This window comes from Rhodoferax sp. (assembly GCF_028714215.1).
Lineage (GTDB): Bacteria > Pseudomonadota > Gammaproteobacteria > Burkholderiales > Burkholderiaceae_C > Rhodoferax.
Genome location: NZ_JAQTMS010000003.1, coordinates 40,363 through 52,962, shown reverse-complemented (window position 1 = coordinate 52,962; position 12,600 = coordinate 40,363). Strand labels below are relative to the sequence as shown.

12 protein-coding genes and 1 pseudogene are annotated in these 12,600 nt (G+C 61.8%); 11 read left to right on the top strand and 2 right to left on the bottom strand.

Annotated elements, in window-relative coordinates; genetic code table 11:
- The first annotated feature begins 48 nt into the window (after window positions 1–48).
- From PHS32_RS02210 to PHS32_RS02160, 11 genes and pseudogenes are all read left to right on the top strand, one after another.
- Window positions 49–783, top strand: a complete 735-nt coding sequence (locus PHS32_RS02210) for a YebC/PmpR family DNA-binding transcriptional regulator (RefSeq protein WP_301077130.1) — start codon at window positions 49–51, stop codon at window positions 781–783.
- The gene (gene purD, locus PHS32_RS02205) at window positions 780–2,072 is read left to right on the top strand and encodes a phosphoribosylamine--glycine ligase (protein ID WP_301077129.1); all 1,293 of its coding nucleotides are present in this window, start codon (window positions 780–782) and stop codon (window positions 2,070–2,072) included. The genes PHS32_RS02210 and purD overlap by 4 nt, the downstream gene beginning before the upstream one ends.
- A gap of 8 nt (window positions 2,073–2,080) precedes the next feature.
- A complete protein-coding gene (locus PHS32_RS02200; protein WP_301077128.1) occupies window positions 2,081–2,728 on the top strand; it encodes a 1-acyl-sn-glycerol-3-phosphate acyltransferase in 648 nt (215 codons plus the stop codon).
- Complete coding sequence (gene hemF / locus PHS32_RS02195; protein ID WP_301077127.1) at window positions 2,725–3,657, top strand: oxygen-dependent coproporphyrinogen oxidase; 933 nt, start codon at window positions 2,725–2,727, stop codon at window positions 3,655–3,657. The genes PHS32_RS02200 and hemF overlap by 4 nt, the downstream gene beginning before the upstream one ends.
- A gap of 1 nt (window position 3,658) precedes the next feature.
- Window positions 3,659–4,282: a nicotinate (nicotinamide) nucleotide adenylyltransferase gene (gene nadD / locus PHS32_RS02190; protein ID WP_301077126.1), complete on the top strand. Its 624-nt coding sequence runs from the start codon at window positions 3,659–3,661 to the stop codon at window positions 4,280–4,282.
- Window positions 4,282–4,926 (top strand): ribosome silencing factor, encoded by a 645-nt coding sequence (rsfS, locus tag PHS32_RS02185; RefSeq protein ID WP_301077125.1) that lies wholly within the window; start codon window positions 4,282–4,284, stop codon window positions 4,924–4,926. Before nadD ends, rsfS begins: the two co-directional genes overlap by 1 nt.
- Before the next feature lie 11 nt (window positions 4,927–4,937).
- Window positions 4,938–5,405: a 23S rRNA (pseudouridine(1915)-N(3))-methyltransferase RlmH gene (gene rlmH, locus PHS32_RS02180; protein WP_301077124.1), complete on the top strand. Its 468-nt coding sequence runs from the start codon at window positions 4,938–4,940 to the stop codon at window positions 5,403–5,405.
- Window positions 5,398–5,979: pseudogene (locus PHS32_RS02175) on the top strand (Maf family protein); the annotation flags it as partial. The gene rlmH and the pseudogene PHS32_RS02175, both read left to right, overlap by 8 nt.
- 161 nt (window positions 5,980–6,140) lie before the next feature.
- Window positions 6,141–7,616, top strand: coding sequence for a ribonuclease G (gene rng / locus PHS32_RS02170; RefSeq protein WP_301077123.1), 1,476 nt, complete (start codon window positions 6,141–6,143; stop codon window positions 7,614–7,616).
- Window positions 7,617–7,637: 21 nt separating this feature from the next.
- Window positions 7,638–8,390, top strand: coding sequence for a polysaccharide deacetylase family protein (locus PHS32_RS02165; RefSeq protein ID WP_301077122.1), 753 nt, complete (start codon window positions 7,638–7,640; stop codon window positions 8,388–8,390).
- On the top strand, window positions 8,387–9,550 hold the full coding sequence (locus PHS32_RS02160) for a glycosyltransferase family 4 protein (protein WP_301077121.1): 1,164 nt from the start codon (window positions 8,387–8,389) through the stop codon (window positions 9,548–9,550). The genes PHS32_RS02165 and PHS32_RS02160 overlap by 4 nt, the downstream gene beginning before the upstream one ends.
- A gap of 34 nt (window positions 9,551–9,584) precedes the next feature.
- Here the strand turns inward: PHS32_RS02160 and msbA are convergent, their stop codons facing one another.
- On the bottom strand, window positions 9,585–11,357 hold the full coding sequence (msbA, locus tag PHS32_RS02155) for a lipid A export permease/ATP-binding protein MsbA (protein ID WP_301077120.1): 1,773 nt from the start codon (window positions 11,355–11,357) through the stop codon (window positions 9,585–9,587).
- A 12-nt stretch (window positions 11,358–11,369) separates the two neighbouring features.
- On the bottom strand, window positions 11,370–12,578 hold the full coding sequence (locus PHS32_RS02150; protein ID WP_301077119.1) for an O-antigen ligase family protein: 1,209 nt from the start codon (window positions 12,576–12,578) through the stop codon (window positions 11,370–11,372).
- Window positions 12,579–12,600: the final 22 nt, after the last annotated feature.

The window sequence follows — 12,600 nt, the reverse complement described above, 5'->3', positions numbered from 1 at the left end:
AAAGTACAATTGACCCCAATAGCGTAACGAATTTTTGAAGGATTTCTCGTGGCAGGACACAGCAAATGGGCCAATATTCAGCACCGTAAGGGTCGTCAGGATGAAAAACGGGGCAAGATATGGACCCGCATCATCCGGGAAATCACGGTGGCGGCCCGCTCTGGTGGCGGCGATCTGGGCACCAATCCGCGCCTGCGCCTGGCGGTGGACCGGGCCAAGGCGGCCAACATGCCGGCCGACCGCGTCAAATACAACATCGACAAGGCCACCGGCAACCAGGAAGGCGTGACCTACGAGGAAATCCGTTACGAGGGCTACGGCATTGGCGGCGCTGCCATCCTGGTCGACACCATGACCGACAACAAGGTGCGCACGGTGGCCGAAGTGCGGCACGCCTTCAGCAAATACGGTGGCAACATGGGCACCGAAGGTTCGGTGGCGTTCCAGTTCAAACATTGTGGCCAGCTGATTTTTGCGCCCGGTACGAATGAAGACAAAGTGATGGAACTGGCGCTGGAGGCCGGCGCCGAGGATGTGATCGCGGACGACGACGGTGCCATTGAAGTGCTGACCGCGCCGGCCGACTTTGAGGCGGTCAAGAATGCGCTGGAAGTGGCCGGTCTGAAGCCCGAAGTGGCCGAGATCACGATGCGCGCCGAGAACCCGATTGAGCTGGGCGGTGACGAGGCGGCGCGCATGCAAAAACTGCTGGACGCGCTGGAAGAGTTGGACGACGTGCAAGAGATTTACCACAACGCAGAGATTGACAGCGAAGCGCTATGAAGATCCTGGTGATAGGCGGCGGTGGTCGTGAACATGCCCTGGCCTGGAAACTGGCGCAGTCGCCCAAGGTGCGCAAGATTTACGTCGCGCCGGGTAACGGCGGCACGGCCCTGGACCACCGGTTTGAGAACGTCAATATCACGGGCGTTGAAGAGCTGCGCGCCTGGGCCGCTGCAAAGAAAATAACGCTCACCGTGGTTGGACCGGAAGCGCCGCTGGCCGCCGGGGTGGTCGATGAATTTCGCAAACACGGCCTGCGCGTGTTTGGTCCGACCCGTGCCGCAGCGCAGTTGGAGAGTTCCAAGGCTTTCTCCAAGGCGTTCATGAAGCGTCATGCCATTCCGACGGCCGAGTACGAGACCTTTACCGACCCGCAGGCGGCGCACGCTTACATCGAGCAAAAAGGCGCGCCGATTGTGATCAAGGCCGACGGTCTGGCGGCCGGCAAGGGGGTGGTGGTGGCCCTGACGCTGGCGCAGGCGCATCAGGCGGTGGACTTCATGCTGGTCGATAACACGCTGGGAGTGAAGCACAACGAGGGCGGGGCACGGGTTGTCATCGAGGAATTTCTGCTTGGTGAAGAAGCCAGCTTTATCGTGCTGTGCGATGGCAAGAATGTGTTGGCGCTGGCCACCAGCCAGGATCACAAGCGTTTGCTCGATGGCGATCTGGGGCCCAATACCGGCGGCATGGGCGCCTATTCGCCGGCGCCGGTGGTGACCCCCGATGTACATGCCCGCGCCATGCGGGAGATCATCTTGCCGACCATCAAGGGCATGGAGAAAGACGGTATTCCGTACACCGGGTTTTTGTACGCCGGGCTGATGATCGATGGCAGTGGCCAGCCCAAGACGCTGGAGTTCAACTGCCGCATGGGGGACCCGGAGACGCAGCCGATTCTGATGCGTCTGAAGACCGATCTGGTGGATGTGATGCTGGCTGCCACCGAGCCGGGTCCGCACGGGCGCCTCGACAACATCGAATTGCAATGGGACCGGCGCACCGCCCTGGGCGTGGTCCTGGCGGCGCATGGTTACCCGCTGCAGCCGCGCTCGGGCGACCTGATTTCCGGCTTGCCCAAGGAGCAGGAAGATGCGGTCGTGTTCCATGCCGGTACCGCCCTGGTTGAGGGCAACCTCGTCACCTCGGGCGGTCGGGTGTTGTGCGTCACGGTGCTGGCGGACAACGTCAAGCAAGCCCAGCAACGCGCTTATGAAGTGGCGCTGGGCATTCATTTTGAGGGCAAGCAATACCGCACTGATATTGGCCATCGGGCTGCCAAGAACTGACGAAGTCGATGTCGGCGATCGAGTTCTCAAGACCGTTTCCGATCCGGTTTTCCGGCAGTCCAGCGGCCCGTTGGCTGTTGCAGCGGCTGGGCTGGCGCGTGCACTTTGAAGGGTTGCCTGCCAAGCAGGGCGTGTTGGTCGTTTATCCGCATACCAGCAACTGGGACTTTGTGATTTTGGTGCTGGCAAAGTGGGCGATCGGCATTCCCGTATGTTTTTGGGGCAAGGATAGGCTCTTTCGGGTGCCTCTGTTGGGACCGTGGCTGCGCTCGCTAGGGGGGGGGCCGGTGAACCGGTCGGCGTCGCAGGGGGTGGTCGAACAGACGGTGGACCAATTCGTCCGGGCCAGGGCACAGGGCCGCTATTTCTGGTTGGCTTTATCGCCCGAGGGCACCCGCAAACAAAAGCCGGGCTGGCGCAGCGGTTTTTACCAGACCGCCTTGAAGGCCAGGGTGCCCCTGGGTCTGGTGCGACTCGATTACGGCCGTTCCGAAGTGGCGGTGCGGGACTTCATCTACCTGACCGGCGATGTGGTGGAAGATTTCAAACGCATGGCCCGTGCCTATGATGGCGTCACCGGCTATATTCCTGAAAATGCGGCGCCGATCCGACTGCTGGAGCCTTCTGTGTCACGTTCCGAAACCATCGTCAAATGAATCTTTCAAATCTTGAAATGCCCAGTGTGAGTGGGGTGCGCCAGTATCTGCTGGCACTGCAGGCTCGCATTACCAGGGCGGTTGCCGAACTCGATGGCGGCGTATTCCTGGTGGACGCCTGGGAGAAGCCGGCTGGCGAGCCGTTGCAAGGCAATGGCATCACCCAGATCCTGGAAGGTGGTGCGGTTTTCGAACGGGCCGGTTGCGGTTTTTCGCATGTGCGCGGGCCTAGGCTGCCGCCTTCGGCCACGCAACACCGTCCGGAACTGGCGGGTGCGCCCTTTGAGGCGATGGGTGTATCGCTGGTTTTTCATCCACGCAACCCGTATGTGCCCACGGTACACATGAACGTGCGCATGCTGGCCGCATGGGGGGCCGACGGCCAGCAGGTTTGCTGGTTTGGCGGCGGCATGGATTTGACGCCTTACTACGGTTTTGAAGAAGACGCGGTGCATTTTCACCGTTGTTGCAAGGCCGCACTGGAACCGTTTGGCGAGGACAAGTATCCGCGCTTCAAAACCTGGTGTGACGAGTACTTCTATCTGAAGCACCGCTCCGAACAGCGCGGCATCGGAGGTGTTTTCTTCGACGACTTCTCGGAGTTGGGTTTCGATCGCAGCCTGGCCATGATGCAGGCCGTTGGCGATGCTTTTTTACCGGCTTACCTGCCGATTGTGGAACGCCGCAGGAACCTGATCTACGGCGAACGTGAACGGGCATTTCAGCTCTACCGGCGCGGCCGTTATGTCGAATTCAACCTGGTGTGGGATCGCGGCACCCATTTTGGCTTGCAGTCCGGCGGACGCACCGAGTCCATTTTGCTGTCGATGCCGCCACTGGTGAGCTGGTCGTATCAGAACGTGACCGAAGTCGGCTCGCCGGAAGCCGAACTGTATAGCAAGTTCCTGCAACGCAAGGACTGGATTTGACATGTCGCTGACGCCGGCACAGGGCGGAAAGCGGCGCATCGGCATCTTTGGCGGTGCTTTTGACCCGCCGCACGCGGCGCATCTGGCGCTGGTACGCGCCGCCGTGGCTGATTTACAACTCGACGAGCTTCACGTTATTCCGACCGGACACGCCTGGCACAAGGCCCGGCCACTGAGTCCGGCCCATCATCGCCTGGCGATGGCACAACTGGCCTTTGGCGAGCTGCCCAGGGTGGTGGTTGACGACCGCGAGACCCGGCGCGCCGGCCCCAGCTACACGGTAGATACCCTGCGCGAGTTGCATGCCCAATGGCCCGAGGCGGAGTTGTTCGTGTTGCTGGGGGAAGACCAGGCCCGCGCGCTGTCAAGCTGGCGCGCCTGGCAGGAAATCTTGCGGCTTGCTATAATTTACGTAGCTGAGCGCGGCGATTGGACCGGAACGAAGCCACCGTTTGTGGCGCCAAAGTTGTATGAATCGCGCTTCCGGCGTCTGAAAATGCCAGCCATGCCTGTCAGTGCGACCGATATTCGGGCCCGAATTGCAGCGCATCAAAGCCTTGGCCCTCTGGTTTTTGAACCGGTTGCGCGTTATATTGAACACCATCACCTTTACCAGACCGCTTGATGACTACCACAACCCTTGCAAAAAAAGACATTCAAAAACTCCAGCGCGCCATCGTCGATGGTTTGGAAGAGGTAAAAGCACAGGACATTGTGGTGTTCGACACCGAGCATCTGTCAAGCTTGTTTGAGCGGGTGATCATTGCCTCGGGCGCGTCCAACCGGCAGACCAAGGCCTTGGCCGGCAGCGTGCGGGATGCGGTTCGCGAAGCTGGTTTTGCCAAACCCCGTGTCGAGGGCGAGACCAATGGCGAATGGATCATTGTCGATTGCGGACCCGCCGTTGTGCACATCATGCAACCGAATTTCCGCCAGTACTACAAGCTGGAGGAACTGTGGGGCGAGAAGCCCGTGCGCCTCAAATTCGGCGCCAGCAAGCCGGTCGTGAAAGAGGTCGCCAAGTCTCTCAAGGAGCAGCCAGCGCCGGCCAAGCCGCAAGCCAGTCTGAAGCGTTCCAACGCCGCCAAGAAAGGGGTGCAGGAAGCTTTCCCCTCCAAGGCACAGGTGAAGAAGACGCTGGCCGCCAAGTCGGCGCCGGCGAAAACCCCGGCAAAAAAGGCGGTTGCCAAGAAAGCGCCGATTAAAGTAGTGGTCAAGGTTGCGGCCAAAAAAGTGGCGGCCAAGAAGACGGCAACGCGCAAAGTCTGACCAGGACTTTTGTGAGGCTGGTGATTGTTGCGGTGGGCCAGCGAGTGCCTGACTGGGCACAAACAGCCTGGGACGACTACGCCAAGCGCTTTCCCTACGATCTCAAGGTAGAACTGAAAGCCGTCAAGACCGAGCCGCGCGCTTCCAAGACGGTCTCCGCCCTGCAGGCGGCGGAGCGCTTGCGAATCGAAGCCGCTTTGCCCAAAGGCTGTCGTATCGTGGCGCTGGATGAGCGCGGCAGCGCCCTGACGACGGTGGCGCTGGCGGCCAAGCTCAAGCACTGGCAATTGGAAAGCGACGCCGTGGCGCTGGTCATCGGTGGGCCGGACGGACTGGACGCGGCTTTCAAGCAGGCCGCGCACGAGCGCATTCGCCTGTCGGATTTGACGCTGCCGCACGCCTTGGTCAGGGTGTTGCTGATCGAACAGCTTTACCGTGCCTGGTCGATCAACGCCAACCATCCTTATCACCGTGAATAAGTTTATCTACCTGGCCTCGCAAAGTCCGCGCCGGCGCCAGTTGCTAGAGCAGCTTGGTGTGCGCCATGAGCTGCTGTTGCCCGATCCCGAGGAAGACAGCGAGGCGCTGGAACTGGTGCTGCCCAACGAAGTGCCGCTCGCCTACGTCAAGCGGGTTACGCAACTCAAGCTGGAGGCGGCCCTGGCGCGGTTGCAACGCCGGGGTTTGCCGATGGCGCCGATTCTTTGCTCCGACACCACGGTGGCTCTGGGGCGTACGATTTTCGGCAAGCCGGAACATGCTGCCGATGCCAGGCGCATGCTGACCGAGCTTTCCGGCAAGACCCACCGTGTGATGACGGCACTGGCGCTGGGCACGCGGCGCCGGCGCGAACAGGCGTTGTCCGAATCGCGCGTTACGTTTGAAGCCCTGAGTGCACAGCAAATTCGCCGCTACGTCGCCTCCGGCGAGCCGATCGGCAAGGCCGGCGCCTACGCCGTACAGGGCCGAGCGGCGGCCTTCATTTCGCACATCAGCGGCAGCTACTCCGGCATCATGGGGCTGCCCATGTTCGAGACCGCGCACCTGCTCCGTACTTTTGGAATATGTGATACCTTGCGGGACAGTCCGAAGCGCAGCGGAGCTCTGTCCCCAACCGATCTAGCCTTGCGGGACAGCCCGGAGCGCAGCGGAGTTCTGTCCCCAACCGAGCTAGCCTTGCGGGACAGCCCGTAGCGACAACTGGTTAGGACCTTATGCAAGAAGACATACTGATCAACTGGTCCCCGCAGGAGACACGTGTCGCCATCGTTGAAAGCGGCGTGTTGCAGGAATTGCATGTCGAACGCGCACTGGAGCGCGGGCTGGTTGGCAACGTCTATTTGGGCAAGGTTGCCAGGGTGCTGCCGGGCATGCAGTCGGCCTTCATTGACATTGGGCTGGAGCGTGCCGCGTTCCTGCACGTGGCCGATGTCTGGCACCGCCAGCCCGACGGCGAGCCGCCCAGCATGGTGCGCAACACCTTGCCGCTGGTTCCGATCGAGAAGCAGGTGTTCGAAGGCCAGGCGCTGATGGTCCAGGTCATCAAGGACCCGATCGGCAGCAAGGGCGCCCGCCTGTCGACGCAGATCAGCATTGCCGGGCGCATGCTGGTGTTTTTGCCGCAGGACGACCACGTCGGCGTGTCGCAAAAAATTCCGCCACAGCAACGCGACGAACTGCGCTCGCGCCTGCAGCAGCTGGCCGGCACGCAGGGCGGCGGATTCATCCTGAGGACCAATGGCGAGGACGCTTCGGATGCGGAGTTGTCGGAAGACATCAGCTATCTGCGCAAGGCCTGGGCGCGCATCAAGGAAGCCTCCATGCGCTTGCCGCCGATGGCTATCCTGCACCAGGATCTGAACCTGTTGCAGCGCGTGCTGCGTGATCTGGTGGCGGAGAACACGCAGAGCATCAAGGTTGATTCGCGCGAACAGTTTGAAGCGCTGCAGGCCTTCGGTCTCGAATTCATGCCGGTGGCGGCGGAGAAATTGCAGCATTACAAGGGCGAGCGCCCGATTTTTGACCTGTACGCCATCGACGAGGAAATTGCCAAGGCGTTGGGACGCCGGGTTGACCTGAAATCGGGCGGCTACCTGATCGTCGACCAGACCGAGGCCTTGACCACGGTCGATGTGAATACCGGCGGCTTTGTCGGTGCCCGCAATTTTGACGACACCATTTTCCGGACCAACCTGGAGGCCGCGCAGGCGATCGCGCGCCAATTGCGGCTGCGCAACCTGGGCGGCATCATCATCGTGGATTTCATCGACATGGTGCGGGACGATCATCGCGAGTCGGTTTTGGCGGAATTCCGCAAGCAGTTGATGCGCGACCGCGTCAAGACCATGGCCGGCGGATTCTCGCAGTTGGGTCTGGTCGAGATGACGCGCAAACGCACGCGCGAGTCGCTGGCGCAGATGCTGTGCGAGCCGTGCCCGACCTGCGCCGGCAAAGGCATCGTCAAGACCGCGCGCAGTGTCACCTACGACATCTTTCGCGAGATCCTGCGCGAGGCCCGGCAATTCAACCCGCGGGAATTTCGGGTGGTGGCCTCGCCCAAGGTGATAGAGCTGTTCCTGGACGAAGAGAGCCAGCACCTGGCGGGCTTGAGCGAGTTCATTGGCAAGCCGGTCTCCTTGCAGAGCGAGAGCAGCATGGGGCAGGAACAATACGACATCGTCCTGCTGTAGATTCCTCGGTCTTGTTGTTCTATGCCAAGTCTTCGCACCGCCAATTTGTCGCCGATCCCGATTCTGACCTACCACCAGATAGAGACCAGCCCAGCCAAGGGCGCCCGCTTTCGCAGCCTGTATGTTTCGCCCGGTGCCTTTGCCCGGCAGATGGCTCTCTTGAGCCAGCTGGGCTATCGCGGGCTGTCGCTGTCGGCGCTGATGCCTTATTTGAGCGGCGAGCGCACCGGCAAGGTTGTCGGCATCAGTTTTGACGACGGCTATCTGAACAATTTGCACAACGCCTTGCCGGTATTGCTGCGCCACGGTTTTTCATCGACCTGTTATGCCGTCAGCCAGCAATTGGGCCAGACCAATGCGTGGGACCTTGCGCTGGGCGTGGCGCAAACACCGCTCATGACTGCGGCACAGCTGCGGCAGTGGCTGGCGGGTGGCCAGGAGGTCGGGGCACACACCCGTCACCACGTGCGCCTGACGCAGGCCAGCGCAGCGGCTTGCAGGGATGAGATCGCCCGCGGCAAGACCGAGTTGGAAGATTTGACCGGCTTCCCGGTTCGTCATTTTTGCTACCCGTACGGCGCAGCCACGGCTGAGCATGCGGCGATGGTGCGGGCGGCCGGGTTTGACTCGGCCACCACGACCCAGCGCGGCCGTTGCCAGCCGGGCGAGGACTGGATGCAATTGCCGCGCGTGCCGGTGCTGCGCGCTACCCTGCTGGCGCAGTTCTGGCTCAAGCTGGCCACCGGCTACGAGGATCGGCGGCGCGGGTCATGAGCGGCAGCGGAAAACGTTTGCGCATTGCCGTGCTGAACCGGGTTTTTGCCAGCGTCGGCGGCGGCGCCGAGTGTTACTCGATGGCCCTGGTGGAGCAATTGGCGCAGCGCCATGAAATCCATGTCTTTGCGCAGCAGATCGACCATCGCTGGCCAGGTGTCACTTACCACACCGTGTCGGCGCCGCTGGCCCGATCGCGCTGGCTCAATCAACTGTGGTACGCCGGCGCCACCTGGTGGGCCACGCGTCGCGGATTCGATGTGGTGCACTCGCACGAAAACGTTTGGCATGGACAGGTGCAGACGGTCCACGTGCTGCCGGTGAAAGCCAAACTCTTTCACGGCCGGACTGGCTGGCGGCGACTGCTGCGCGGCTTGAAGGTGCTGACCAGTCCGCGTCTGCTGGCCTATCTTTGGCTGGAGCAGCTTCGTTTTAGAGTCCGCGACGGTCGCTGCATCGTCATCGCTTCCGGCAGTTTGCGGGAACCAATGACAATAGCCTATCCCGCCACCGCAGCTGCGCTCCAGGTGGTGACTCCCGGTGTCACGCTGGTGGGCGGTCCGGCAACACCGGCTCTGCAACTCGCGGCGCGCCGCCGCCTGGGCTTGCCGGAAGGCGGTTGGGGCATTCTGTTGGTCGGCAATGATTACCGCAAGAAAGGCTTGCAGACCCTGATCAAGGCGCTTGCGCAATCGCCTGACAACGCCTGGCTGGCCGTGGTGGGAAACGGATCGCAGATCGCCGAATTCGCGCTTCAGACGAAGGCGGCGGGTGTTGCCCAGCGGGTCTTTTTTCTGGGTCCGCTGCGCGACGTTGGTGACGCCTATGCGGCAGCCGATTGCCTGGCCCATCCGACCCTGGAAGACACTTTTGCCATGGTAGTGCTGGAAGCCATGGCGCACGGCTTGCCGGTGCTGGTCAGCGGTCCGCGCCATTGCGGGATTTCGTTGCTGCTCACAAATGAAAGCAATGCCCTCATGCTGGCCGATCCGCTTGATGCAAAGGCGCTGGCGAGTGCCTTGCGCCGGGTGCTGGAAGAGCCCTTGTTGCGCCACGCGCTGACCGCGGCAGCGCTGACCTTTGCCAGTCAGTACCAATGGTCCATCATCGCCCGGCAGCAGGAGGCGATTTACTTTTCGGTTCTGGCGCGGCAGGCATGACAGCCCGAAAGTATTTTCGGCGACGGACAAGTTCTTAGAGCGTTTCGGTCGCGTCGGGGCTGTCGTGCAGACCGAGGCGGTAGAGCCGTGCGTAATGGCCGTCGCGTTGCATCAATTCGCCGTGACTTCCTGTTTCAACGATTTGACCGGCCTCCAGCACCACGATCCGGTTGGCATGCTGCACCGTTGACAGTCGGTGGGCGATCACCAGGGTGGTTCGGTTTTGCATCAGATGTTCCAGCGCCAGCTGGACGGCGCGCTCGGACTCCGAGTCGAGTGCCGACGTGGCCTCGTCCAGAATCAGGACCGGGGCATTCTTGTAGAGCGCCCGGGCGATCGCCAAGCGCTGGCGTTGTCCGCCCGAGAGCTGCATCGCATTGTGGCCGACCAGGGTGTCCATGCCCTGCGGCAAGTCGGTCAGCAGCGTGGCCAGACTGGCCGCCTGCAGGCACTGCGCGACACGTTGCCGGTCCAGCGCCTGCCCCAGGGAGACATTGGCCGCGATGCTGTCGTTGAGCATCAGCACGTGCTGGCTGACCAGGGCAAACTGCGAGCGCAGCGCTTGCAGATCCCATTGCTCCAGGGCATGGTCGTCGAGTTCAATGCTGCCGCTGCTGAGTTCGATAAAGCGCGGCAGCAGATTGACCAGGGTGGTCTTGCCGGAGCCCGAGGCGCCGACCAGGGCGATCGTCTCGCCCGGCTGCACCTCCAGGCTGAACTGGTGCAGGGCCGGTGTTGTGCTGTCAGGGTAGCTGACGCTGGCTTGCCGGAAGCGCAGGCGGCCCTGCGCTCTGGGTTTGGAAAAGGTGCCGCCGGATTCGCTGGCCGTCAGGGCGATCAGGTCCAGGCCTCTTTCCATCGCCGCCAGTCCGCGCGTAATGGGGTTGGCCAGTTCGGACAAATGCTTGATCGGGGCCACCAGCATCAGCATGGCCGTCACAAAGGCGGCAAAACTGCCAACCGAAGTGGCTTGTCCGGCACTTTGCGCCAAGGCCACCGAAATCACGGCAGACAGGGCAAAAGCCGCCAGGATTTGCGTCAGCGGTGTCATGGCGGCCGATGCTGCCGTCGATTTCATGGACAGGCGGCGCAGCGATTGACCCAGTTGGTCGAAGCGCTCAGCCTGCGATTTTTGCGCCGCCTGCAGGCGCACATCGCGGTGCGCCAGCACGTTTTCCTCGACCACATAAGCGAGGGCGTCGGTGGCATCCTGGCTGTCCTTGGTCAACCGGTATAAACGCTTGGAGAGGGTGCGCATGACGAAGGCGACCGCCGGGAACAGGCCCGTCACGATCAGCGTCAGCTTCCAGTTCAGGTACAGCAGATAGCCCACCAGCGCCAGCAGGGTCAGACTGTCGCGCGTCAGGGTGGTCACGGCATTGACCAGCAGAACGGAGCCGGTTTGAACCTCATAGACCAGCGTGTTGGCCAGGGTGCTGGAGGACTGCTGGCTGAACAGGGATAGTCTGGCATCGAGCAATTTGTCGAACATCGCCTTGCGCAGAATCAGCAGGCCGTGGTTGGTCACCTTGGCCAGGGCCAGCTGGGCTAAAAAACCGGCCAGTCCGCGTATCCCGAACAGCAGGATCAAGGCCACCGGGATCACCCAAATGGCCAGCGTACCCTGCTGAAAACCTTTGTCCAGCAACGGTTTCAGCAGGGCTGGAATCAGCGGCTCGGTCAGGGACAGCACCACGGTGGCGCCAAATACCATGATCCAGGCAGCGAAAGGTTTACCGAAATAAGGCCACAGACGGGCCAGTCGCCTGGCCAGTTGGGGCGGTGTTTTCGGTGCGGTGTCAGACATGTTGCAGATCCTTCAAACGCGCGGGGCGGCGGGGAAAGAGGGCGCCGCGCGTGCTTTCGCGTGAATTCCAAGTGCCAGCATAAGCGCCAGTGCGATACAGAAATAATCACCGATCAAGCTGTCGTACAGGGTGCAATTGAAAAGGCAGGCGATGGCCAGGGCCAACAACACCGACTGCATGGCTCTCCTGGCCGGCGTTTCCAGCCGCCGACTGTCGCGGTATAGCGCCAGCAGTATGGCACACAGCAGCAGCAGGCCGGGCAGCCCCAATTCGACACCCCACAGCAGGTACTCCTGGTGTGGGTTGTGGTGTTGCAGGCTGGGGTTGCTGGTGGCCGTGTCGGGCGCATGAATTGCTTCCTGGCGCTTGAATTCCCGATCCCAACTCCCTACCCCGGTGCCGTGCCACGGACTTTGCGCGAGGGACTGGAGCGAACGGTGCCAGAGATCAATCCGGATGCCGGAGGAAGACGAGATGTCGCCGGACTTCTTGAAAGAGGCAAGGCTGCTGCCAACTTCCGTCAAGCGCTGGCTGACCTTGTCTGAACTGGCGGCAATTGCCGCCGTCAATAGCAGCGGAATGAGCAGCAGCCAGAGGCGGAACCGGCTCGGCAATTCCCACACGATGGCCAAGGTGATCAGCGTCAGCGCCACCAGGTAGCCGGTGCGTCCCTGAAAAATGAAAAACACACAGACCATGGCCAGCCCGGCAGTGCTCAAGGCCAGAACGGTTCGCCAGCGTGTGGCCGCGTAGGAGCGCAGATGCCAGCAGACGGCCGCCAGCACGGCAGTCATGATGGACTGATCGAGATAGCTGGAGAATACGGCGTAGGAGCAGGTCTCGCAAACTCCCATTTCCTTCGAGGTCGCCCACGGTACCGCAACATCCATGAACATGAGCCAGGTGCTGGCAAGCGAAAAAACCTGACCGCCGACAAAGAAGGCGACGGCGACAAGCGCTTCACGGCGCGAGCGTATCAGATACAGGACAACCGGGAGCAGCACCAGTTTGCCGTGTTTGACGATGGCGAGCAGGGCTTCATCGGTCGAGCCGGTGCTCCACAAACCGCTGACCGCCAGCAGTGCCAGGGCCAGCAAAATCAGCAGCGACGTGCCGCTCGGCAGCAGTGGCGCACGCTGCTCCTGGCGCAGCCAGCCCTTCACCAGAACGACCAGTGCGCACAACAGCAGCAGGAGTTTGGCAATGCTGATGATGGCCATCGGCAACGCCACGGCAAGCGCG

Coding starts and splice junctions, on each gene's coding strand:
- purD (WP_301077129.1), top strand. CDS start 780: ATGAAGATCCTGGTGATAGGCGGCGGTGGTCGTGAACATGCCCTGGCC.
- PHS32_RS02200 (WP_301077128.1), top strand. CDS start 2,081: ATGTCGGCGATCGAGTTCTCAAGACCGTTTCCGATCCGGTTTTCCGGC.
- hemF (WP_301077127.1), top strand. CDS start 2,725: ATGAATCTTTCAAATCTTGAAATGCCCAGTGTGAGTGGGGTGCGCCAG.
- nadD (WP_301077126.1), top strand. CDS start 3,659: ATGTCGCTGACGCCGGCACAGGGCGGAAAGCGGCGCATCGGCATCTTT.
- rsfS (WP_301077125.1), top strand. CDS start 4,282: ATGACTACCACAACCCTTGCAAAAAAAGACATTCAAAAACTCCAGCGC.
- rng (WP_301077123.1), top strand. CDS start 6,141: ATGCAAGAAGACATACTGATCAACTGGTCCCCGCAGGAGACACGTGTC.
- PHS32_RS02165 (WP_301077122.1), top strand. CDS start 7,638: ATGCCAAGTCTTCGCACCGCCAATTTGTCGCCGATCCCGATTCTGACC.
- PHS32_RS02160 (WP_301077121.1), top strand. CDS start 8,387: ATGAGCGGCAGCGGAAAACGTTTGCGCATTGCCGTGCTGAACCGGGTT.
- msbA (WP_301077120.1), bottom strand. CDS start 11,357: ATGTCTGACACCGCACCGAAAACACCGCCCCAACTGGCCAGGCGACTG.
- PHS32_RS02150 (WP_301077119.1), bottom strand. CDS start 12,578: ATGGCCATCATCAGCATTGCCAAACTCCTGCTGCTGTTGTGCGCACTG.